This window comes from Aureimonas sp. Leaf454 (assembly GCF_001424685.1).
Taxonomy (GTDB): Bacteria; Pseudomonadota; Alphaproteobacteria; order Rhizobiales; family Rhizobiaceae; genus Plantimonas.
Genome location: NZ_LMQT01000021.1, coordinates 79,557 through 102,156 on the forward strand (window position 1 = coordinate 79,557; position 22,600 = coordinate 102,156).

The 22,600-nt window shown below is 68.1% G+C and carries 21 protein-coding genes; 8 read left to right on the forward strand and 13 right to left on the reverse strand.

Annotated elements, in window-relative coordinates:
- Positions 1-19: 19 nt before the first annotated feature.
- Complete coding sequence (locus tag ASG43_RS15685; protein ID WP_162244735.1) at positions 20-598, reverse strand: SAM-dependent methyltransferase; 579 nt, start codon at positions 596-598, stop codon at positions 20-22.
- Positions 599-608: 10 nt separating this feature from the next.
- Positions 609-2,072, reverse strand: coding sequence for an NAD-dependent succinate-semialdehyde dehydrogenase (locus ASG43_RS15690; RefSeq protein WP_082490970.1), 1,464 nt, complete (start codon positions 2,070-2,072; stop codon positions 609-611).
- A 242-nt stretch (positions 2,073-2,314) separates the two neighbouring features.
- On the opposite strand from ASG43_RS15690, the gene ASG43_RS15695 reads away from it, so the two are divergent.
- Positions 2,315-3,223 (forward strand): alpha/beta hydrolase, encoded by a 909-nt coding sequence (locus ASG43_RS15695; RefSeq protein WP_056507012.1) that lies wholly within the window; start codon positions 2,315-2,317, stop codon positions 3,221-3,223.
- On the opposite strand, the gene ASG43_RS15700 is transcribed toward ASG43_RS15695, so the two are convergent.
- The 7 genes from ASG43_RS15700 to ASG43_RS15730 all read right to left on the reverse strand — a co-directional run bounded on the left by ASG43_RS15700 (position 3,216) and on the right by ASG43_RS15730 (position 12,511).
- Entirely contained in the window at positions 3,216-5,207 is a 1,992-nt protein-coding gene (locus tag ASG43_RS15700) for a CocE/NonD family hydrolase (RefSeq protein WP_056507014.1), read from the reverse strand. The two genes, ASG43_RS15695 and ASG43_RS15700, sit on opposite strands and share 8 nt — an antisense overlap.
- A 22-nt stretch (positions 5,208-5,229) precedes the next feature.
- On the reverse strand, positions 5,230-5,970 hold the full coding sequence (locus ASG43_RS15705; RefSeq protein ID WP_056507017.1) for an HAD family hydrolase: 741 nt from the start codon (positions 5,968-5,970) through the stop codon (positions 5,230-5,232).
- Positions 5,971-5,984: 14 nt separating this feature from the next.
- Entirely contained in the window at positions 5,985-7,625 is a 1,641-nt protein-coding gene (locus ASG43_RS15710; RefSeq protein ID WP_056507021.1) for an ABC transporter ATP-binding protein, read from the reverse strand.
- The gene (locus ASG43_RS15715; RefSeq protein WP_056507025.1) at positions 7,622-8,443 is read right to left on the reverse strand and encodes an ABC transporter permease; all 822 of its coding nucleotides are present in this window, start codon (positions 8,441-8,443) and stop codon (positions 7,622-7,624) included. The genes ASG43_RS15710 and ASG43_RS15715 overlap by 4 nt, the downstream gene beginning before the upstream one ends.
- Before the next feature lie 58 nt (positions 8,444-8,501).
- On the reverse strand, positions 8,502-9,518 hold the full coding sequence (locus ASG43_RS15720) for an ABC transporter permease (RefSeq protein WP_156386748.1): 1,017 nt from the start codon (positions 9,516-9,518) through the stop codon (positions 8,502-8,504).
- A gap of 101 nt (positions 9,519-9,619) precedes the next feature.
- The gene (locus ASG43_RS15725) at positions 9,620-11,215 is read right to left on the reverse strand and encodes an ABC transporter substrate-binding protein (RefSeq protein ID WP_056507029.1); all 1,596 of its coding nucleotides are present in this window, start codon (positions 11,213-11,215) and stop codon (positions 9,620-9,622) included.
- Between the two features lie 300 nt (positions 11,216-11,515).
- Positions 11,516-12,511, reverse strand: coding sequence for a GlxA family transcriptional regulator (locus tag ASG43_RS15730; RefSeq protein ID WP_056507421.1), 996 nt, complete (start codon positions 12,509-12,511; stop codon positions 11,516-11,518).
- 99 nt (positions 12,512-12,610) lie between these two features.
- On the opposite strand from ASG43_RS15730, the gene ASG43_RS15735 reads away from it, so the two are divergent.
- The 4 genes from ASG43_RS15735 to ASG43_RS15750 all read left to right on the forward strand — a co-directional run bounded on the left by ASG43_RS15735 (position 12,611) and on the right by ASG43_RS15750 (position 16,259).
- Positions 12,611-13,516, forward strand: coding sequence for a 3-keto-5-aminohexanoate cleavage protein (locus ASG43_RS15735; RefSeq protein WP_056507032.1), 906 nt, complete (start codon positions 12,611-12,613; stop codon positions 13,514-13,516).
- Positions 13,517-13,520: 4 nt separating this feature from the next.
- On the forward strand, positions 13,521-14,984 hold the full coding sequence (locus tag ASG43_RS15740; protein WP_056507035.1) for a carnitine 3-dehydrogenase: 1,464 nt from the start codon (positions 13,521-13,523) through the stop codon (positions 14,982-14,984).
- A 216-nt stretch (positions 14,985-15,200) separates the two neighbouring features.
- Positions 15,201-15,842 (forward strand): cupin domain-containing protein, encoded by a 642-nt coding sequence (locus ASG43_RS15745; protein WP_244488123.1) that lies wholly within the window; start codon positions 15,201-15,203, stop codon positions 15,840-15,842.
- A gap of 168 nt (positions 15,843-16,010) precedes the next feature.
- The gene (locus ASG43_RS15750) at positions 16,011-16,259 is read left to right on the forward strand and encodes a hypothetical protein (protein WP_156386733.1); all 249 of its coding nucleotides are present in this window, start codon (positions 16,011-16,013) and stop codon (positions 16,257-16,259) included.
- A 97-nt stretch (positions 16,260-16,356) separates the two neighbouring features.
- Here the strand turns inward: ASG43_RS15750 and ASG43_RS15755 are convergent, their stop codons facing one another.
- On the reverse strand, positions 16,357-16,785 hold the full coding sequence (locus ASG43_RS15755; RefSeq protein WP_244488132.1) for a MarR family transcriptional regulator: 429 nt from the start codon (positions 16,783-16,785) through the stop codon (positions 16,357-16,359).
- Between the two features lie 241 nt (positions 16,786-17,026).
- Here ASG43_RS15755 and ASG43_RS15760 point away from each other — a divergent pair, with 241 nt between their 5' ends.
- Positions 17,027-17,452 (forward strand): organic hydroperoxide resistance protein, encoded by a 426-nt coding sequence (locus ASG43_RS15760; RefSeq protein ID WP_056507041.1) that lies wholly within the window; start codon positions 17,027-17,029, stop codon positions 17,450-17,452.
- Positions 17,453-17,738: 286 nt separating this feature from the next.
- On the opposite strand, the gene ASG43_RS15765 is transcribed toward ASG43_RS15760, so the two are convergent.
- From ASG43_RS15765 to ASG43_RS15775, 3 genes are all read right to left on the reverse strand, one after another.
- Positions 17,739-18,830: an aromatic ring-hydroxylating dioxygenase subunit alpha gene (locus tag ASG43_RS15765; protein WP_056507043.1), complete on the reverse strand. Its 1,092-nt coding sequence runs from the start codon at positions 18,828-18,830 to the stop codon at positions 17,739-17,741.
- A 14-nt stretch (positions 18,831-18,844) separates the two neighbouring features.
- Positions 18,845-19,666 carry a class II aldolase/adducin family protein gene (locus ASG43_RS15770; protein ID WP_082490971.1) on the reverse strand — a complete coding sequence of 274 codons (822 nt, stop codon included), beginning with the start codon at positions 19,664-19,666 and terminating at the stop codon, positions 18,845-18,847.
- 162 nt (positions 19,667-19,828) lie between these two features.
- Positions 19,829-20,677: an arginine deiminase family protein gene (locus ASG43_RS15775; RefSeq protein ID WP_056507433.1), complete on the reverse strand. Its 849-nt coding sequence runs from the start codon at positions 20,675-20,677 to the stop codon at positions 19,829-19,831.
- Positions 20,678-20,871: 194 nt separating this feature from the next.
- Between ASG43_RS15775 and ASG43_RS15780 the strand changes: the two genes are divergently transcribed.
- Entirely contained in the window at positions 20,872-21,729 is an 858-nt protein-coding gene (locus ASG43_RS15780; protein WP_082490972.1) for an ATP-binding cassette domain-containing protein, read from the forward strand.
- Positions 21,730-21,789: 60 nt separating this feature from the next.
- Entirely contained in the window at positions 21,790-22,563 is a 774-nt protein-coding gene (locus ASG43_RS15785) for a transporter substrate-binding domain-containing protein (RefSeq protein ID WP_056507438.1), read from the forward strand.
- The last annotated feature ends 37 nt before the right edge of the window (positions 22,564-22,600 follow it).

Below are 22,600 nucleotides of genomic sequence, written 5' to 3' on the forward strand. Positions count from 1 at the left end.
GGGGCGTCGTCCTCGTCCGTCAGCGTCGCCGGCGTTCGAAGGCGGCCACCTTGAAGCGGCCGAGGCGGCGGGAGAGGACCGGCGCGAGACGCCGCGCCAGCCGCGCGGTCATCTGCGCCTGGGCCCGCGCCGGCAGGATGGCGGCGTCGGCGAAGGGCGTGACGTGGTGGAGGACGACGATGCGGCCGCCGGGCGCAAGAGCTGCCAGAAGCCGGTCCGTCAGCGCGTCGAGCGCGCGGGGCTTCAGGTAATAGGCGATCTCGGACACCACGATGAGGTCGAACGGGCCGCGCGGGGCGTCCTCGGGCAGGCGGGCGGTGCGGAACGTCACCGGCTTGGCGTAGCGGCCGGCGCGTGCCTCCTCGATCGCGGTCGGCGAGGCATCGACGGCGAGAAGCCGCCGGCAGAGTGGCGACAGGGCCTGCGTCGTCGTGCCGATGGCGCAGGCGAGTTCGAGGCCCCGCCCGTAGGGCCCAAGGCCGCAAGCCTTGAGGAGCACGCCGCGCTTGTGGGCTTCGAAGCGCGAGGTGCGGTAGTTCCAAGGGTCGATCGAGCGGGAGAAAAGGGCCTCGAACCCGTCCGCGTCGATCGCCTTCATGGTCGTCCCATCATCCGTCCAGTCCGCCGAGGCAGACATATTTCATATCGAGATAGTCCTCGATTCCGTATTTCGAGCCCTCTCGGCCCATGCCGGACTCCCTGACGCCGCCGAAGGGCGCGACTTCGGTGGTGATCAGTCCCTCGTTGATGCCGACCATCCCGGATTTCAGGGCATCGGCGACGCGGAAGGCGCGACCGAGATCGCGCGTGTAGAAATAGCTGGCGAGGCCGAATTCGGTGTCGTTCGCCATCGCGATGGCCTCCTCCTCGGTATCGAACCGGAACACCGGCGCGATCGGCCCGAACGTCTCCTCCTTGGCGACATGGGAGGAAAGCGAGACGCCGGTCAGGACCGTCGGCTGGAAGAAGGTGCCGCCGAGAGCATGGCGATGGCCCCCCGTGGCGATAGCAGCGCCCTGTTCCAGCGCATCGGCGATATGCGCCTCGACCTTGGCGACGGCGCGGTCGTCGATCAGCGGCCCCTGCTCGGTGCCCGTTTCCAGACCGTTGCCGACCTTCAGCGCCTCGACGGCCTTCACCAGCGCCTCGACGAAGCGGTCGTGGATCCCGGACTGCACGAGGAACCGGTTGGTGCAGACGCAGGTCTGGCCGGAATTGCGGAACTTCGCGATCATCGCGCCCGCCACCGCCCGCTCCACGTCGGCATCGTCGAAGACGATGAAGGGCGCGTTGCCTCCGAGCTCCATCGAAACGCGTTTCAGCGTCGGCGCGCACTGGGCGACGAGCATCTTGCCGACCGGCGTCGAGCCCGTGAACGTGATCTTGGCGACGTCGCGGCTTTCGGTGAGCTCGGCGCCGATCTCGCTCGCCGATCCCGTGATGACGCTGACGACCCCGGCGGGAATGCCGACGCGCTCGCAGAGGACGCCCCAGGCGAGACCCGAATAGGGCGTCTGCATGGCCGGCTTGATGACGATCGTGCAGCCGGCCGCGAGCGCGGGCGCGAGCTTGCGCGCGATCATCGAGGAGGGGAAGTTCCAGGGCGTGATCGCGCCGACGACGCCGACCGGCTCGCGCGTGACGAGGATCTTGCGGCCCGGCCAGGGAGAGGGGATCACGTCGCCATAGACGCGCTGGGCCTCCTCGGCGAACCAGCGGACATAGGCGGCGGAGAACTTCACCTCGCCCGTCGCCTCGGCCAGCGACTTGCCCTGTTCGGCCGTGAGGAGCGTCGCCAGGGGCTTGGCCTCGGCCTCGATGAGATCGGCGAGCTTGTGGAGCAGCGCGCCGCGCTCCTTGGCCGTCTTCGCCCGCCAGGCGGGAAAGGCGGCCTTGGCCGCTTCGATCGCGCGCCGGGTCTCGGCGCGTCCGCAATCGGGAACCGTGCCGAGCGTGGCGCCGGTGGCGGGGTCCGTCACCGCGACGGTTCCTCCCCCGTCCGCCTCGATCCAGGCGCCCCCGACAAAGGCCGTTTCGCGGAGATAGGCGGAGAGATCGGGCATGTTGGTCATGGCGAAACCCAGATGAAGCGAGGGCGGGACGCGCCGAACCGGAGCCGGCGGCAGGACGCGATGAGACGTTCGGGTTTAGACCTGCAAAGCGGAGAGGAAAAGCGCCATATCCTGTTCGGGCGGCCGGCCGAAGGTTTCGGGATGGACGGGGCCGGGACGTCGCCGTGGACGCCCCGATTTCTCCATGGCATCCCTCGGCGGCGCCTCACGTGCCGGCGGCGTCCACTCCCCGAGGCCCTTCCATGCCCCATCCCCTTCCCGACGAGCCGGAAATCCGGGACTTCATCCGGACCTGCGACGCCTTCTACCCGCCGGATGCGGTGTCGGCCCCGATCGAGCGCCAGCGCGCCTGGTACGACGCGCTCTGCGCCGCCTTCGACCGTCCGAGACCGCCGGGATTGACGAGCGTGGATGCGGAGATCGCGGGCATCGGCACGCGCGCCTACCGCCCGGCGAACCTCCGGCACGACGTGACGATCCTCTATCTCCATGGCGGCGGCTTCGTGGTCGGCTCTCTGGAAAGCCACGACGCGATCTGCGCGGACATATCCGACGCCGTCGGCGCCGACCTCGTCGCGGTGGACTATCGTCTCGCGCCGGAGGATCTCCATCCCGCCGCGTCGGACGACGGCGCGGCGGTGGTTTCGGCCCTCATCGACGAGGGCAAAAGGCTCGTCGTCGTCGGCGACAGCGCGGGCGGCAATCTCGCGGCCGGTCTTTGCATCCGCGCGCGGGACGCGGGGCTCGAGGGGATCGTCGGGCAAGCGCTGATCTATCCCGGCCTCGGCGGCGACCTGTCCCGCGGTTCCTTCGTGGAGATGGCCGATGCGCCGGGCCTCTCGACCTCCGACGTCGCCTGGTATCGCGCCCTCTACGATGCCGATGCGGACGATCCCGTCGCTTATCCGCTGGTGCTCGGGGACGCGGCCGGTCTGCCGCCCGCCTATATCACGGCCGCGCGGTTCGATCCCTTGTCCGACGATGCGAGGCTCTACGCGGACAAGCTCGGCGCGGCCGGCGTCGCCGTGACGTTTCGCGAGGAGCCGCAGATGATCCACGCCTGGCTGCGCGCCCGGCACATGAGCCCCGGCGCGCGGGACGCCTTCGCCGCGCTCTGCCGGGGGATCGAGGATCTGTGCCGTCTCACATGAAATCGCGCGGGATCGCCGTGTCCCACGTCTTCACATGCACCTCCCGCTCGCCCTCGTAGGCTCGGGCTTCCGCGGACAGATGGAAGTCCGTCGCCGTCGCGGACAGGCTGGCCCGCGTCCGCGTCGTGACGACCCAGCCGTCGGCGCGGCGCATCTCGGTCGACCAGCGGGTCTCCCCCACCATCGAGAGCGGATCGTCCGGCTGGATCGTCCAGGTCTCGTCGCGGACCTGGCGGGTGGAGAGGCCGGTGTCGGGGTGCTCGAAGAGACCGGTATCCTCCAGGAGGTGGTAGCGCGTGACGCCCGCCATGAGATCGCGCTCGACGCTTCGGCGCGAAACGGAGGGCGCGTGCTCGATATAGGTCGGCAACGGATCGGGATCGGCCGGCTCGGGGATCTCGATCTCCCTCGCATCCGCCGAAAGAAGCGGCAGGGCGAGCGCCAGCGAGGCGCTGTCGACCGTCACGCCGGCGGATCGCGGCCCCGGCAGGATCATCGGCCAATAGGCGGTGGACAGAGACAGGCGCAGGACATGGCCCGGCGCGAGGCGATAGCCGCAGGCGTCGAGCTGCAGCCTCACCTCCACCGGCCTTCCCGGCTCCAGGGTCGCGGGCTCGGCATGCCCGCCGACATGGGTGAGATTCAGCGTGCCGAAGCTGATCCGCGTCGCCGCGCCGGTCGGGTGAATGTCGACGAGCCGGGCGACGAGATGGCCCCCGGCGGTCTCCGGCGTCAGGCGGAGCGTCACGCGGGGAAAGCCGAGGAGTTCGACGGCAGCCTCGAGGGGCCGCGTGTCGAAGGTGAGCGATCCCGCATCGTCGAGCCGCTGGTCGCCGGCCATCTCGGCGTCGGGCTTCAGCGTGAACCATTCGCCCGCCATCACGCCGGTGTCCTCCGGCGAGCACAGGAACAGCGGCTCGCTCGTGAGGCTCGCTTCGGCGCCGAGACGACGGCCCGGCTGCCCGTGCAGCGTCAGCACCTCCGGCGCCGCCCATCGGTCCATCGCGACCCAGCGCCCTGGTTCGATCTCGCGCCGGAGCGCCGGCTTCGGACCGTCGAGGATGAAGGCGCGCAGCTGTGGCCCGTTCTCCGCGCCGTTCGCCTCGCCCTTCAGCCAGCGGTTCCACCAGGCGATCGCTTCGCCGAGGAAATCCGTGCGCGGCTTCGGCCAGGCGAAATGCGGATACTTGTGCACCCAGGGACCGACGAGCGCCTTGGCCTTCTCGCCGAGCCCCTCCACGGCCTTGAACGGCGTATTGCGATAGCCGTCCGCCCAGCCCGCGATGACGAGCGCCGGCACGGGAAAGCCTTCGAAGTCCTCCGCGATCGAGCCATGGCGCCAGAAATCGTCGCGCCGCTGATGCCGCAGCCATTCCTCCAGCATGAAGGGCTCGCCCTCCAGCCGCTCCCGCCACATCTCGCGCCAGCGCTCGCCGACGATCGCGGGATCGGGCGCGCGGGACTGATAGGCCAGCATGTAGGCGGCCCAGGAAAGGTTTGCCGACAGGAGGCAGCCGTTCTTGTGGTGGATGTCGTCATTGTATCGATCGACGGTCGAGGCGATCGAGATCACCGCTTTCAGAGCCGGATGTTTCAGCGCCGCGACCTGCAGCGAATTGAAGCCGCCCCAGGAAATGCCCATCATTCCGACCGCGCCGTTCGACCAGTCCTGCGCGACGATCCAGTCGATCACCTCCAGCGCATCGGCGAGTTCGCGCTCGGTGTATTCGCCGTCGATCACGCCGTCCGATTCCCCCGATCCCCGGATGTCGACGCGAATCCCTGCAATGCCGGCCTCGGCGAAGCCCGGATAGGTCGCCTCGTCGCGCATCGACGTGCCGTCGCCCTTTCGGTAGGGCAGGTATTCGAGAACGGCCGGCACGCTCCCGGCCGGCGCATCCGTCGGCATCCAGATGCGGGCGGCGAGGCGGGTGCCGTCCGCGAGCACGATCCATTGGTTTTCGGTGACGGTGAAGCCAGTCATGTCCTGCGTCCGGTCTGAAGTCTCAGGCGACCCTGGCGGGCAGGGCGAAGCGGGAGGCGAGCGCCTCGGGAAGTTCGGCAAGGGAGCCGATCACGAGATCGGGGCTGTTGCCGAGAGTGTCGGCGGCCCGGCGCGTGCGCGCGATGCCGATCGCGAAGGCCCCGGCCCGGCGGGCGGCCTCGATGTCGTGCGGTGAATCCCCGACGAGAACGATCGCCTGGGGGTCGGCCTTGGCGTGGACGGCGAAGGCGGTGACCATGCCGGGCTGCGGCTTGCCGCCCCAGCCGGAATCATAGCCCGCGATGTAGCCGAATCGGTCGAGAAGCCCGAGCGCGCCGAGATGGGCCCTTGCGGTCCGTTCGGAATCGTTGGTGGCGAGCCCGACGGCGAGGCCCTCCGCCCGAAGCCCCTCGATCACCGGCCCGACATCGTCATAGGCGGTGAGGTGCCGGAGGCTCGCGGCCCGGTAGAGGTGGTTCACCTGATCGGCGAAGGCCTCGTCCGGCGCTTTCCCCAGGATCAGGGCCCAGGCCGGCGCGAACTCGGTCGTGTCGCCGCCGATGATCGGGGAATCCGGGCGGAAGCTGCCGCTGTCCGGGAGATAGCCACCGATTTCGGCCAGCGCCCGGAAGCGACCGGCATCGCCGCCCGCCAGCGTTTCCAGCACCTCCCGCGTCGCCGGACCCCAGGTCGCGTCGAAGTCGAGGAGGGTGCCGTCCTTGTCAAAGAGGACGCCGGCGAGCGCGATGGGGGAAGCGGGCATGGGAGAGGGACCGATCAGTTTCCGGCAGCCGCCATGCGGCGCTGGTCGCGGACGGCCTCGAGCCACCCGATCCGCATCTCCGGCACCGATTTGAGGAGGAGGTCCGTGTAATCGTCGAACGGCGGCGACAGAACCTCCGATTTCGGCCCGAAGCGCACCAGCCGGCCGCGATGCATGACCGCGACGGAATCGGCGATGGCGCGGACCGTCGCGATGTCGTGGGTGATGAAGAGGTAGGAGACCTGCGTCTCCGCCTGCAGCCGCATGAGAAGGTCGAGAATGCCCTCCGCCACCAGCGGGTCGAGCGCCGAGGTCGGCTCGTCGCAGAGGATCAGTTCGGGATTGGCCGCGAGCGCGCGGGCGATGGCGACGCGCTGCTTCTGCCCGCCGGAAAGCTCGGCCGGATAGCGCTCGGCAAAGCCCGCGCCCATCTCGATCTGCTCGAGGAGTTCCTTCACGCGCGCCGCCTTCTTGGCGCCGCGAAGCCCGAAATAGAAGGTCAGGGGACGGCCGATGATGTCGGCCACCGTGTGGCGGGGGTTCATGGCGGTGTCCGCCATCTGGTAGATCATCTGGATCCTGCGCAGATCCTCGCGCGTCCGGCCGGACAGGGCCGCCGACAACTCCCGGCCCTGGAAGGTGATGCGTCCGTTCCGGGCCGGCAGAAGCCCCGTGATCACGCGCGCGAGCGTCGACTTGCCGGACCCGGACTCGCCGACGACGGCGAGCGTCTGGCCCTTGGGCAGATGCATCGTGATGCCGTGGAGGACCTGGAAGCCGTTCGGATAGGCGGCGTCGACATGGTCGATGCGCAGCAGCCGGTCCGACTGGTCCGGCGCCTCGGGCTTGCCCTCGCGGCGGATCGAGACGAGCTTGCGGGTATAGTCCTCCTTCGGCGCCTCGATGATCTCGCGCACCGTGCCGACCTCGACCGTCCGCCCGTGGCGCAGCACCATGATGTCGTCGGCGATCTGCGCGACGACGGCGAGGTCGTGGGTGACGTAGATCGCGGCGGTGCCGGTCTCCTCGATGGCGCGCTTGATGGCGACGAGGACGTCGATCTGCGTCGTCACGTCGAGCGCGGTGGTCGGCTCGTCGAAGACGATGAGGTCGGGCGAGGGCAGAAGCGCCATCGCGGTCATCGCGCGCTGCAACTGGCCGCCGGAGACCTGATGGGGATAGCGCTGGCCGAACGTTTCCGGGTTCGGCAGGCCGAGGATCTTGAAGAGGTGGTCGGCGCGCGTCTTGGCCTCCGCGCGCGTCAGGATGCCGTGCTTCAGCGCGGCCTCCACGATCTGGTCGCCGAGCCGAAAGGCCGGGTTGAAGGCCGCCGCCGCCGATTGCGCGACGTAGCAGACCCGGGCACCGCGGATCCGCCGGAGCCCCGAGGGGGAAAGCGTCAGGAGATCCTGCCCGTCGAGGGTCACCGTGCCGCCCGTGATCCGGACCCCGCCGCGTCCGTAGGCGAGGGCCGAGAGACCGATCGTCGACTTGCCCGCGCCGGATTCGCCGATGAGGCCGAGCACGCGGCCCTTCTGGAGATCGAAGGACACGCCGTGGACGATGATGATGTCCTTCGGCGCTTCGCCCGGCGGGTAGATCCGCGCGCCGATCGTGAGGTCGCGAACCCGGAGGAGGGGACCGGTGGCGCTCATCCGCGGCCTCCTTTGAGGCTCGACGTGCGGTTGAGGAGCCAGTCGACGACGAGATTGACCGAGATGGCGAGCATCGCGATGGCGGTGCCGGGAATCAGCGCCGCGGAGACGCCGAAGATGATGCCGTCCTTGTTGTCCTTCACCATGCCGCCCCAGTCGGCGTCCGGCGGCTGGATGCCGAGGCCGAGAAAGGACAGCGTGGAGAGGAAGAGGACGGAGAAGGCGAAGCGCAGGCCGAACTCAGCGAGCAGCGGCGAGAGCGCGTTCGGAAGGATCTCGCGGAAGACGATCCACGCCGTTCCCTCGCCGCGAAGCCGGGCCGCTTCCACGAAGTCCATGACGACGATGTCGGTCGCGACCGCCCGCCCGAGGCGGAAAACGCGGGTGGAATCAAGGACCGCCATGACGGAGATCAGGATCCAGAGCTTCTGCGGCAGGACGGCGAGGACGACGAGCGCGAAGATCAGCGTCGGGATCGCCATCATCAGGTCGTTGAGGCGCGACAGCGCCTGGTCGGTCCAGCCGCGGACGACGGAGGCCGTGAAGGAGAGGATGACGCCGATCGAGAAGGAGAGGAGTGTCGCGGCCGCCGCGACGAGGATCGTCGTCTGCGCGCCGAAGATCAGGCGCGAGAGGAGATCGCGGCCGAGATTGTCGGTGCCGAGCAGGAAGACCGGACCCATCGGCTCCCAGACCTCGCCGACAACCTCGCGCTCGCCGAAGGGCGCGAGATAGGGGGCGAAGAGGGCGCAGACGAGGGCGAGGCCGATGCCGAAGAACCCGATCCAAGCGCTGACGGGGATGGAGCGCAGACGCATCAATTCGCCCCTCTCATTCGGGGTTCTCTCATTCTGCGCCCTCGCATGGGTGCGCCGCTCACTTCGGATGCCTCAGGCGTGGATTGAAGACGATGGCGAGGATGTCGGCCACCATGTTGAGGAGGATGTAGACCGCCGCGAAGAGAAGCCCGCAGGCCTGCACCACCGGCATGTCGCGCACGGTCACTGCATCCACCATGTACTGCCCGATGCCGGGATAGACGAAGACGACCTCCACGACGACGACGCCGACGACGAGATAGGCGAGATTGAGCGCCACCACGTTGATGATCGGCGCGATGGCGTTCGGCCCGGCATGGCGGGCGATGATGCGCATCTTGGAGAGGCCCTTCAGCTCCGCCGTCTCGACGTAAGGGCTGGCCATCACGTTGAGGATCGCGGCGCGCGTCATGCGCATCATGTGCGCCAGCACCACGAGGACGAGCGTGCCGCAGGGCAGCGCGATCGCCTCCAGCCGTTCGAAGAACGGCATGCCGGCATAGACGGTGGAGGGAAAGGACACCCAGCCGAGCGTGATCGCGAAGACGAAGATGAAGAGATAGCCGACGAAGAACTCGGGCAGCGAGATGGCGGCGAGCGAGAAGACGTTGATGATCCGGTCCGGGATGCGGTCGCGGTAGAGGACGGACAGCATGCCGAGCCCGATCGCGAGCGGCACGGAGACCACGGCCGCGAAGAAGGCGAGGAAGAGCGTGTTGCCGAGCCGGTTGGCGATCTGCTCCGAGATCGAGTTCCGGCTCGCCCAGGACGTGCCGAAATCGCCCTGCACCGCGCCGCCGAGCCAGGAGAGGTAGCGGGTGACGGCGGGCTGGTCGAGGCCGAGTTCGCGCCGGATGTTCTCCACCGCCTGCGGCGTCGCGGACTGGCCGAGATAGGTCTGCGCGAAGTCTCCCGGCAGTGCCTGAATGCCGAGGAAGAGGACGACCGAGACCGCGACGAGGAGGAGAAGGCTGAGGGCCAGCCGCTGCACGATCATCGCGGCGAGCGGATTGTCCCCCATGAAGCGCCCGAGCGCCGACCGATCGTCGGCGCCGGGTGCGAGCGAGACGAGCATGCCGCCGAGAGATCCCGCGGACGCGATGGGGTCCCCCGAGGGGAGGACGCCCGCCGTTCCGGGACCGGCCGGACCGACGCCGGAGCCCGTCTCGACGCTCATCAGGCTTCGAGCCAGACGCGCGTGGCGACGAAGCCGTTCGACATGTCGTTGCCGATGTCGTGGACGTAGCCCTTCACGCTCTTCTGCGAGGCGTTCACGAAGTCGTTGAACATCGGCAGGATCAGGCCGCCCTCGTCGCGCACCAAGGTCGCCATGGTCCGGTACATGTCCTTGCGCTTGGTCTCGTCGAGCTCGGCGCGGGCTTCGAGCAGCAGCTTGTCGAAGTCGGGGCGCAGGAAGCGCGTGTCGTTCCAGTCGGCCTTCGAATAATAGGCCGTCGTGTACATCTGGTCCTGCGTCGGACGCCCGCCCCAGTAGGAGGTCGAGAAGGGCTGGACGTTCCAGACGTTCGACCAGTAGCCGTCGCCGGGCTCGCGCTTGACCTCGATCTCGATGCCGGCCTTCTTCGCCGATTCCTGGAAGAGCACGGCGGCATCGACCGCGCCGGGGAAGGCGACGTCGGAGGTGCGCAGGAGCACCGGCCCGCTATGCCCGGACTTCTTGTAATGGAACGAGGCCTTGTCCGGATCGTAGGCGCGCTGCTCGATCCCGTCGGGGAAGAGCGCGTAGGTGTCGTTGATCGGGAAGTCGTTGCCGACCTTGCCGAAGCCGGCGAGCACCGTCTTCAGCATGGCTTCGCGGTCCATCGCGTATTTCAGCGACAGGCGCAGGTCGACATTGTCGAAGGGCGCCGTGTTGCAATGCATGATGAAGACGTAGTGGCCGCGGCCCGACGTGTTCAGGATGTCGATCTTCGGCGAACGCTTGAGGAGCCCGACGGTCTTCGGGTCCACGCGGTTGATGTAGTGGACCTGTCCCGAGGAGAGCGCCGCGACGCGGGCCGTCGCGTCGTTGATGACGATGATCTCGACGGAATCGACATAACCGCGATCGGTGCGCCAATCGCTCGCGTTCTTCTCGAAGGTGATGCGAACGCCCGGCTCGAAGCTCGCGAGCTTGTAGGGGCCAGTTCCGATCGCCGCGTTCACGTCGTCGTTGCCGCCGTTCGGCTGGATGATCAGGTGATAGTCGGTGAGAAGGAGCGGCAGGTCCGCATTGCCCTCGGCGAGGGAGATCACGAGATTGCCGGCATCGGCCTTGATCTCGCCGATCGTCTTCATGACGCCGAGCGCGCCGGAATCCGACTTCTCGTCGGTGTGGCGCTTGAGCGTGGCGACGACGTCCTCGATCGTCAGTTCCTTGCCGTTGTGGAACTGCACGCCCTTGCGGATCTTGAAGGTCCAGGTCTTGGCGTCGGGCGAGGATTCCCAGCTTTCCGCGAGCGCCGCGACGGGCTGGCCGGTCAGCGGATCGCTTTCCACCAGCATGTCGCCCCAGTTGCGGCCGACGACGAACATGACCTGCGAGAGCGCCTTGGCGGGATCGAGCACGTCGGTCGCCGCACCGCCTTCGAGCCCGAGCTTCAGGTGCCCACCCTTCACCGGCGTCGCGGTCTGCGCCATCGCGGTGGAGGCGAAGAGATCGCCCGCGACGGAAAGGCTGATGCCCGCGGCGAGCGCACGGCCCATGAACTCGCGGCGGCTGAGGCCCCCGCGCTTCGCCGCTGCGGTCAGATCCTTGAAGGTGTCGCTCATGTCCGTCTCCTGCCGCGCCTTTTGGGGGATCCCACGCGACGGCTGGAACCGGACCGCATCGGGAGCGAGTTCCTTGTTCGTGCCGGAACCCTTCCTGGAAACGCTATCGGCTCAATGAGAAGCTAAGCTGCTCAAGTGCGACATCAGTTGTCGTTTTGAGGCGTGAAGGTCTTCAAAGACGAGAGAAGGCCTTTCGCGATCAAGGATGCTTAGCAATTAATCAGGCAATGCTTTGCGTTGCAGCATTTCGGTCGATCCGGTCAAGGAAAAGACTTCCGCTCGCCGAAGGGCGGCGGCCGATCACCCATCTCGCCGCTCGCGCCTGGCTCGTCCCGGACTCTCCCCGTATCGACGGCGGAAGGCGCGTGCGAAGGCGGATGCGGACGAAAAGCCGCAGCCTTCAGCAACAGACGCCATATCCGTTCGCGTTTCAAGGACCATTCGGCGGCCCGCCTCCAGTCTCAACCCCGCGTAGAAGGCGCGCGGAGAGGTGCCCACCGCGGCTTGAAAGAGGGCCTCCAGGGTGCGGGGCGCGACGCCGGCCGCACGCGCGATCGCCGAGACCGGAAGCGGCCGGTCGATCCGCGTCTCCATGGCGCGGATCGCGCGCGCCACGCGCGGTTCGTGCCAGTCGAGGCGGCCGAGCGATACGCTGGGCTGGGGATCCTCGCCGGCGCGCGCCTCCTCGTAGATGAAGATGCCGGCGACGCCGAGCGCGAGCGGCGCGCCCTGGCGGCGGCGGATCAGCTCCAGCATCATGTCGAGCGCGGGCGAGGCGCCGCCCGTCGTGAACCGATCGCCGCCGCCGCGCCTGAGATCGAGAACGAAGCGGCTCGGCACGACCTCCACCTCGGGAAAGGTCGCGGCGAAGGCGTCGAGATCCTCCCAATGCGTCGTCGCGCGCCGCCCTTCGAGAAGACCCGCCATGGCGAGCGCCACGGCACCCGCTTCGACGCCGCCGACCGCGATGCCGGTGCGCGCCACCCGCCGCAGCATCGCCAGGACCGGCCGCGTCGCGTGGCGCGCGACGTCGAAGGCCGCCACGACGAGCACCGCGTCCCGTTCGTCCGCCGCATCGAAGGCCCGGTCCACGGCAATCTCGACGCCGCTCGAGCTCGTCACCGGCCTTCCGTCCGGCGAGAGGAGCCGCCAGCGATAGAGCGCGCGCCCCGCCACCCGGTTCGCCGCGCGCAGGGGCTCGAGGGTGGAGGCGAGCGACAGGAGCGAGAAGGCCGAAAGGAGCAGGAGGTCGATCGACAGCACATCCTCGGAGGGCGCGAAAATCGTCGCGGTCATGCGCATCGGGCCTCGTCGTCGGCGCTTTCGGTATCCCACGGCCTTCGGGTGCCGGGCAAGCTTCCCGCCGTCGTCGATTGCCACGGGAGTCCTTCGCCCATGTCCCTCCAGATGAACCGCGAGGTCTTCATCACCTGCGCCGTGACCGGTGCCGGCGATACGGCGGGGCGCTCGGCCAAGGTGCCGGTGACGCCGAAGGAGATCGCGGCGGCTTCCATCGAAGCGGCCGAGGCCGGCGCCGCCGTCGCCCACATCCATGTCCGCGATCCCGCGACGGGCAAGGGCTCGCGCGAGCTCTCGCTCTACCGCGAGACGGTGGAGATCATCCGCGCCTCCGGCGTCGACGTGATCATCAACCTCACGGCCGGCATGGGCGGCGATCTGACCCTCGGCTCCGTCGAGACCCCGCTGCCGCCGTCGCCAGAGGGCACCGACATGGCCGGCGCGACGGAGCGCCTCGCCCATGTCGCCGAGCTTCTCCCCGAAATCTGCACGCTCGACTGCGGCACGATGAACTTCGGCGAGGGCGACTACGTGATGACGAACACGCCGGCCATGCTGAAGGAAATGGCCCGGCAGATGCAGGCCTTGGGCGTTCGCCCGGAGATCGAGGTCTTCGACACCGGCCATCTCGTGCTCGCCAAGTGGCTGCACGCGCAGGGGCTGATCGACGGCCCGGTGCTCGTGCAGCTCTGCATGGGCATTCCCTGGGGCGCGCCGGACGATATCGGCACGCTGATGGCCATGGTGAACAACCTGCCGAAGGACTGGGTCTTCTCCGCCTTCTCCATCGGCCGGAACCAGCTGCCCTATGCAGCGCTCGCCGCGCTCGCCGGCGGCAATGTCCGCGTGGGGCTGGAGGACAATCTTTGGCTCGGAAAGGGCGTGCTCGCGTCGAACGGCGATCTCGTCGCCGCCGCGAGGACCACGTTGACGTCGATGGGCGCCAAGGTGCTGACCCCGGCCGAGACGCGGGCGAAGCTCCAGCTGACGAAGAGGGGCTGAAGCCATGACCGAGATCCGCAAGGTCGCCGTCGTCGGCGGCGGCGTCATCGGCGGCGGCTGGGTCGCCCGCTTCGCGCAGAACGGCCTCGACGTCGCGGTCTACGACCCCGACCCGCAAGCCGAGCGCAAGCTGCAGGGCCTGATGGCGAACGCCGCCCATGCCTTCGCCCGGCTGATCCCCGGCGCCCGGCCGGCGCCCGGCCGTGTCACCTTCGTGGCGAGCCTCGCCGAGGCGGTGGCCGATGCCGACCTCATCCAGGAAAGCGCGCCCGAGCGCCTCGATCTGAAGCAGGCGCTGTTCGCCGAGATCGATCGGCATGCGCGGCCCGACGCGCTCGTCGGCTCCTCGACCTCCGGCCTCCTGCCGACCGATCTCCAGGCCCGCATGTCGAACCCGGAGCGCCTCTTCGTCGCCCATCCGTTCAATCCCGTCTATCTCGTGCCGCTGGTGGAACTCGTCGCTGGCGAAAAGACCGCGGACGCGACGATCGAGCGGGCGCGCACCGTCTACGCCTCGCTCGGCATGAAGCCCCTGAAGATCCGGAAAGAGATCGACGCCTTCGTCGGCGACCGGCTGCTCGAAGCGCTCTGGCGCGAAGCCCTTTGGCTCGTCCACGACGACATCGCGAGCGTCGAGGAGATCGACGACGTCATCCGCTATTCCTTCGGCCTGCGCTGGGCGCAGATGGGCATCTTCCAGGTCTATCGCATCGCGGGGGGCGAGGCGGGCATGCGCCATTTCATGGCCCAGTTCGGTCCCTGCCTGAAATGGCCCTGGACCAAGCTCATGGACGTGCCGGACCTCACCGAGGCGCTGGTCGACAAGATCTCCGACCAGTCGGACGAACAGGCCGACGGCCTGTCCATCCGCGAGCTCGAGCGCATCCGCGACGACAATCTCGTCGCCATCATGCAGGCCTTGAAGGCGAGCGGGCGCGAGGGCTGGGGCGCGGGCGAACTTCTGAAGACTTACGAGGCGAGCCTTACCGAGACCGCGCCCGTGCCCGAGCCGCTGCCCGTCGCGTATGCCGTCACCGTTCCCGCCGACTGGGCCGACTACAACGGCCATATGACCGAGCACCGCTATCTCCAGGTCTTCGGCGAGGCGACGGACGTCCTTCTCGCCCGGCTCGGCCTCGACGCCGCCTATCTCGCCGGCGGCCACAGCTTCTTCACCGTGGAGACCCACATCCGCCATCTCGCGGAAGGCAAGGTCGGCGATCGCCTCGCCGTCACCACCGAAATCCTGTCGGCCGACGACAAGCGCCTGCGCCTCTTCCACACGATGCGTCGCGGCGAGACGGTGGTCGCGACCGGCGAGCACATGCTTCTCCATGTCGACACGGCTAGCGGCAAGGCGGTGCCCGCCGGCGCCGACATGGCCGCCGCGATGGCGGCACTCGCGGGGGCCTCGGCCGCGCGACCCCGTCCGGACGGTGCGGGGCGGGCGATCGGGGATCGACGCTAGAGGGCGATGCGCGTCTTCCCGATCCCGAAGGAGCGCGTGCTTGTCGGTCGTCGCAGGCCTTCACCGCCATGAAGGCGGGCCGCAGACGCCGCCATCACGACGCGCTGGTGCAACCTTGCGAGCCCTTCTCACGCAAGCTAGGTTCACGCCCGTGAAACAAGGGCCGCCATCCGTTTCGACAGCGGATGAGCCGGCTTGCAAGGTGAAGGCTTTGGGGTGACCGACGACCAAGCGCTGGAGATGAGGGAACACGCGGAGCCGGAGGACGACCGCGTCGGCGAAACCGCCTCCGACCCCGTCGCCGCGCTCGGTCCCCTGATTCGCGAATTGCGCAAGCAGAAGGGGCTGACGCTGTCCGACGTCGCGGCGCGGACCGGCCTGTCCGTCGGGCATCTCAGCCAGGTCGAGCGCGGTCTCTCGACGCCGACGATCCGTCAACTCCAGCAGGTGTCCGAGACGATGGGCGTCACGATCGGCTGGTTCTTCCGTGCCGACCAGCCGGAGCCGCCGAGCCCCGACAGCGACGTCGTGGTGCGTGCCCACCGGCGTCGCCGGATGACCATGTCCGGCGTCGGCATCGTCGACGAGCTTCTGACGCCGAGCCTCGACGGCGCGCTGGAGCTTCTCTTCTGCACGCTCCAGCCCGGCGCCGGCAGCGGACCGGAGCCCTATGCGCATGCGGGCGAGGAAGCGGGCCTCGTCCTCACCGGCGAGATGGAGCTCTTCGTCGAGGAGACGCGCTATCACCTGCGCGCCGGCGACAGCTTCGCCTTCCCCTCCACCAAGCCCCATCGCTACCGCTCCACCGGCACGGTCCCCCTCCAGATCGTCTGGGCGATCACGCCGCCGAGCTATTGAGGATCGGACGAGAGGGCGAAGAGGTCGGCGGCGGTATAACACCAACGGCCGAAGCCGCTGACGCGTCCAACCGAATGCCGAGTGTCATTTGCAATGGCTCTTGGCATAACGCAATCGCAGGAAGTTGCGTCTAGCCTGGTGGACAGCGCTTGGCAGGATGACCCTTTGTTGGTTCTCGGCATCATTTTCGATTGGATCGGGTATCGGACGGCGCGGTGGCTTTTGCCGCTCGTATCCTCCGGGGCTTGGCGTGTCGAACAGGATGCAGGCCGCAATGGAGGCCATGATTGGAAAGGCACCCGTCGCAGGCTCGATGCGGTTCTAGAGTTTTCGAGAACGATCTCCGAATGGATCGGTGTTTTCGTCTGGTCGAGCGTCTTCGCTTTGCTGATCGTGCTTCGCGAAAGCGTTGGGTGAAGCCGGGACGAATTCGGCCAATCGATGGATTTCAAAAAGGATCAGCAATAAGCCGATCCTTCGTCCTCGATTGCTGAACTTGAATTCAAACAAGGGGTTAGAGGGCGTTGCCGTCTTCTGCGACTCCTTCCGCACTGATCGCTGTCGGCCCACCGCCTCCCGCAAGCGCATCCTTCAGCGCCCGGATTTCCGCGTTCAGCGCCTGGATGCGGGGCAGGGACATGCCCGCTCCGGCCAGGAGGGCTTCGCCGAGGCAGGCGCATTGCTCTTTGAGGGCTCGGCCGGCTTCGGTGAGGGCGACGACGACCTGGCGCTCGTCGGCGGGATTGCGGCGGCGGGTGACGCGGCCGGCGGCCTCGAGGCGCTTGACGAGGGGCGTCACGGTGCTGGGTTCGAGGTCGAGCCGGTCGGCGATGGCGCCGATGCTGCGCCCGTCCGTCTCCCACAGCGTGTGGAGCACGAGATATTGCGGATAGGTCAGGCCCAGCGCGTCGAGCAGGGGCTTGTAGGTGCGCGTCACGGCCATGGAGGCGCTGTAGAGCGCGAAGCAGAGCTGGTCGTCGAGCGGCAGGGTCTTGCGAGCCGGCAAAGTCATCATCCCTTCGAGATGTTCGCGATCACCCTAGCACGATTTCGATATCGCGATAAGATTGATCTCGACAAGCACCTGCCGTTTCGCTAGATATTCGGTATCGCGATAAGGAATCGCACCCTGCCAGCGGCCGACGCGCCGTCCCGCAGGTTCGGATCGAAACCAGGAGACGACCATGCCCGTCGACGTGATCTACAAGACCCGCGCCACCTCCACCGGCGGCCGCGATGGCGCCGCGAAGTCCGACGACGGCTCGGTCGACGTCAAGCTCGTCGTGCCGAAGGAGATGGGCGGCCCCGGCGGCGACGGCGCCAATCCCGAGAAGCTCTTCGCGGCCGGCTACTCCGCCTGCTTCCTCGGCGCGATGAAGGCGGTGTCCGGCAAGGTCGGCGTGAAGGTTCCGGCCGACGCGACCGTCACGGCCGAGGTCGGCTTCGGCCCGCGCTCGGAGGGCGGCTACGGCATCACCGCCGATCTCTTCGTCAGCCTGCCCGGCGTCGACGCCGAAGCCGGCGAGAAGCTGATGGCGGCCGCCCACGAGGTCTGCCCCTATTCCAACGCGACGCGCGGCAACGTGAATGTCGGGCTGAACCTCGCCTGACCCGGAATATCGGCTTCGGCCGAGAATAAAGGCGAGAGGGCCGGGCGCGACGGAGTCGCGTTCGGCCTCTTGCGTTCGGCCTTCTGCTGCGGGCTTGTCTGGCGTTCGAGTGAAGCGCCCCCTCTGTCCTGCCGAACATCTCCCCCTCAGGTGGGGAGATCAGCCGATCGCCATTGCCGCCGGGTTCGATCGACGCCAAAGCTGCCCATCTTCCCCCTAGCGGGGGAAATGTCCGAAGACAGAGGGGCGCCTCGCGCAAAGGCGATGGCCCGCTCTTCCCTGTCCTTTACTCCGCCGCCATCCGGTGTGCGGGCGCGTCGCCCTCCAGCGCCGCGCGGACCATGGCCTGGAAGCCCAGCACCCCGTGCTCGTATTTCGGCGAGATCGGGCCCTGCCGGTAGACGCCGGCATTGAGGTTGCGCTGGACGCCGAGGATGATGTCGATGTCCTCCGAGACGATCTGGGCCGACCATTCCGCCGACTGCCGGTTCGCCTCCTCCTTCTCCGCGCTGACATCGGTGAAGAAGTACCAGTTGATGTGACGGATCTTGCCCGGTCCGATCGGCTCGACGGTCGCGATCGAGGAACCCCAGTCGTAGAAGTTCAGCATCAGGACGGGGAAGCGGTAGAAGTAGAGCCCACGCGTCAACCCGCCCTCGCGCGCCGGTGCGTGCAGGTGGAAGAAGCGATCGTCGAAATGGACGTCCACCTTGTACTGGTTGATGTCCATGGACTCGCAGAGCCCCGGATGCATCGTCTGGCAGTGGTAGCATTCGAGATAATTGTCGCCGTAGGTTTTCCAGTCGACGTCGACGTCGCGGTCCTTCGACATGAAATAGTGCTGGTTCTCCAGTGGATAGTCGGCCGCCATCGTGTCGATCGGACCGAGCCAGTCCTTCAGCGTCTCGCCGCCGCGCTCGATCCGGAGGAAGACCAGCCCGCGCCATTCCTCGGCATCCACGGGGTAGAGGCCCCATTCCACGGGATCGAAGCTCTCGGACCCGCCAAAATCGCGCGCGCGCTTCAGGAGGCCCGCGCGATCGAAGCCCCAGGAATGGTAAGGACAGACGAGGAGCTTGCCGCAATGGCCGCTCTCCTCGCCGACGAGTTCGGCGCCGCGATGCCGGCAGACATTGTGGAAGGCGCGCACCACGCCGTCGTCGCCCCGGATCGCGAAGACCGAGTAGCCCGCCACGGTGCCGCGCACGTAGTCGCCGGGATGGGGGATCTTCTCCGACCAGGAGAAGAGCATCCAGTTCCTCGTGAAGATCTTCGCCCGCTCCTCCTTGAACACGGCCTCGCTGGAATACCAGTCGGCCGGCAGCGTCCAGGTGTGCCCGGTCTTGGCGAAGCCGGCGCTGAAATCGAGAGAGGACATCGCGGGAGGATCCTTCAGCTCTTGTAGGAGGGATCGAGACGGTCGACGAGGCGAAGCTGCGCCGCCCATTCCAGCATGAGGTCGCCGTCGTCGAAGGCCATCTGGTCGTATTGCTCCGTGACCTTCGTGCCGATGTCCGGCGAGACGGGGACCAGCTTCTGCCCCATGGAGAGCGTCGCGACCTGAATCTCGCAGGCCGCGTTGAGGTAGAACATGTTGGAGAACATCTGCGCCGCCGAGCCGCCGACGGTGAGAAGCCCGTGATTGCGCAGGACGAGCGCGGGATGGGCGCCGAGATCGGCCACGATGCGCTCGCGCTCGGCGTGGTCCAGCGCGATGCCCTCGAAATCGTGGTAGCCGACGCGCCCGTAGAATTGCAGAGCGATCTGGTTCAGCGGCATCAGTCCGTCCCGCAGCGTCGAGACCGCGACGCCGGCCCGCGTGTGGGTGTGCATGACCCAGGCCGCGTCGTGGCGCGCGGCGTGGACGGCGCTGTGGATGGTGAAGCCCGCCGGGTTCACGCGGGCCGTGGAGCCGCCGACCTTGTTGCCCTCCACGTCGATCTTGACCAGCGAGGAGGCCGTGATCTCCTCCCAGCGATGGCCATAGGGATTGATGAGGAAGCGCCCCTCCTCGCCCGGCACGCGCGCGGTGATGTGCGTGTAGATGAGGTCGGTCATCTTGTAATGGGCCGCAAGCCGGTAGCAGGCCGCCAGATCCACCCGCGCCTGCCATTCCGCTGCGCCGATCTCGGCGTCAGCCGCTGCGCCGATCTCGGCGTCAGCCGCTGCGCCGATCTCGGCGTCAGCCGCTCCACCGGAGACGTGAAGGTTCATGGCGGCCGCTCCCGATCTTCACCCATATGAAAATAGTTCAACACGTTCCCCGGCCTCTGGCAAGCGGGCCTCGCGACGCCGGGCTGCCGAGGGCGATCGGTCGCCCGCGCAATGGTCGCAGGCCTCACCGCCCCGGCGAGCCGGATCCCGGCCGTCGCGACCTTACGCGCGAAGGACGGGGCGGGTGAGGCAGGTCGGTCCGCCCTCGCAGGCGAGGCACAGCGCATCGGCGGCGAAGGTCTGGACCCGGCAGCCCGCCGTCTCCATCGCGGCGGCGGTCTTCGGGAAGCCGGCGACCATGATCACCTCGCCGGGGGCGGTGGGAAGGACGTTGAGGCTGAGGCCGAAGCTCGCCTTGAATTCGTCCGGGTCGCCCTCGACGAGTCTGATCCCCCGTGCCCGAAGGTCCTGCCAGAAGGCGGCGGGCAGAAGCGGGGAGTGGACGAGGGCGAGATCGTCGCGCAAGGGGCTGATCACCGACATCAGGTGGAGGCAGGCGTCCTCGCCCTGCCAGAGCGGGAGATCGAAGCCGAGCACCGCGATGCCCTGCGGCGCGAGAAGGGCGCGCATCTGCGCGATGCCGGCTTCGTTGCTGCGCACCCCGCGCCCGATCGCGAGCGTCGAGGCGTCGAGCCAGACGCAGTCGCCGCCCTCGACTGTGCCGGGGGCCTCGATGCGCCCGAGGATGGGGATGCCGGCCGCCGCGTAGGCCCTTTCATGGAGATCGACCTCCGGCACGCGCAGCGGCTTACCCATCGACAGGAGAACGGCGCCCGCCGTCGTGACGAGGGACGGGTCGTGCGTGAACATCGCGTCGGCGAGACCGTCGCCGTCGTCCTCGATCCAGAGGATGTCCGCGCCCGACGCGGCGACGATCTCCGCAAATCCCGCATACTCGGCGACGGCGCGCGGGCCGTCGAACCCCGCGCCGTAGTGCCAGCGCCGTGCATCCGCTTCGGCGAGACTGGGGCCGGGTCGCCGCATGAGCACGCGGCGAAGCGGTGCGGCCATCGACTGGCAGCCATAGGGCGAGGTCTCGGTGTCCAAGGCGTCCATCCTCCCGGCGTGAGCTCCACGCCCTTCATCCCCTCTATTCATCGATGTGAAAATGCCCGATTGCAACTCCGTCTCGCAAGTGCATAAATCGAGCAGCCATCGGGATTGGCTTGTCTTTGTGCAGTGCGAGGGGCGGCAGGGATGCAGCGATGATCTTGGCAGGGGAGACGCGCGTGGCAGGACCCTCGTCCCGCTCCTTCGTTCCAGGCCGATCCGTCGTGCCCGGCCGGTCGCCGGATCTCGCGGTGCCGCCGGTCGACATCACCGGGCTGCACAAGAGCTTCGGCCTGCTGCAGGTTCTGAAGGGCGTTTCGCTGAGGGCCGAGCGCGGCGACGTCGTGGCCGTCATCGGCGGGTCGGGATCGGGCAAGTCGACGCTTCTGCGCTGCGTCAATCTTCTGGAGAACCCGACGCGCGGCCAGATCGCGATCGACGGGGAGACGATCCGGCTCAAGAGCGACGGTGCGGGCGGCCTCGTGCCGGCGGATGCCGCGCAGGTCCGGCGCATCCGGACGCGGCTGGCCATGGTCTTTCAAAGCTTCAATCTCTGGCAGCACCGGACGCTCATCGAGAACGTCACGGAAGTGCCGGTCCATGTCCTGAAGGTGCCCAAGGATGCGGCGCGCGCGACGGCGGAAGCGCTGCTGCGGCGCGTCGGCCTCTACGAGAAGCGCGACACCTATCCGGCCTTCCTGTCGGGCGGGCAGCAGCAGCGCGCCGCGATCGCCCGCGCGCTCGCCATCCAGCCGGAGGTCATGCTCTTCGACGAACCGACCTCTGCGCTCGATCCCGAACTTGTCGGGGAGGTGCTGTCCGTGATCCGCGATCTCGCGGCGGAGGGGCGCACCATGATCCTCGTCACCCACGAGATGACGTTCGCCCGCGAGGTCGCGAGCCGCGTCGTCTTCCTCGATGCCGGTCTCGTCGAGGAAGAGGGCACGCCGGAGGCGCTCTTCGGCGACCCGAAATCCGAGCGCCTCAAGCGCTTCATCCGCTCCATCCACTGACCGACGCGCCGGACATCTGCGCGGAGGCATCCTGAAAGGCATCGCATGACATCGCTTCGGATGATCGCCGGTTTCCTCGCCGCAACAGGCCTCACCCTCGGCCTGTCCCTGACCGGCGCCGCCGCCGAGCCGGTGAGGATGGGCATCGCCGCAGAGCCCTATCCGCCCTTCGCCTCGCCGGACGCCTCGGGCAACTGGACCGGCTGGGAGGTCGAGATCGGCCTCGCGCTCTGCAAGAAGGCCGGCCTCGACTGCGTGGTGACCCCGGTCGCCTGGGACGGCATCATCCCCGCTTTGACCTCCTCGAAGATCGATGTGATCGTCGCCTCCATGTCGATCACCGCCGAGCGCGAGAAGACGATCGACTTCTCCGACAAGTACTACAACACGCCGACCGTGGTCGTCGGCGCCAAGGATGCGGACGGTCAGGCGACGCCGGAGGGCATGAAAGGCAAGATCGTCGGCGTGCAGATCGCGACCGTCCACGAGGCCTATGTGCGCAAGCATTTCACCGACGCCGCCGAGATCAAGGTCTACCAGACGCAGGACGAGGCGAATCAGGACCTCGTCGCCGGCCGCATCGACGCGACGCAGGCCGACAGCCTCGCGCTCGACGCCTTCCTGAAGTCGCCGGACGGCGCCGCCTGCTGCAAGGTCGTGGGCGAGGTCGCCGCGGACCTCGAGATCCTCGGCCCCGGCGTCGGCGTCGGCCTGCGCAAGGGCGATACGGCCATGAAGGAGAAGATGAACGCCGCCATCGCGGGCATCCGCGCGGACGGCACCTACGACGCGATCTCCAAGACCTACTTCGCCTTCGACATCTTCGGCGGCTGAGGCTGACGGCGGGGACGCCGTCCCCGCATCCCGTCGG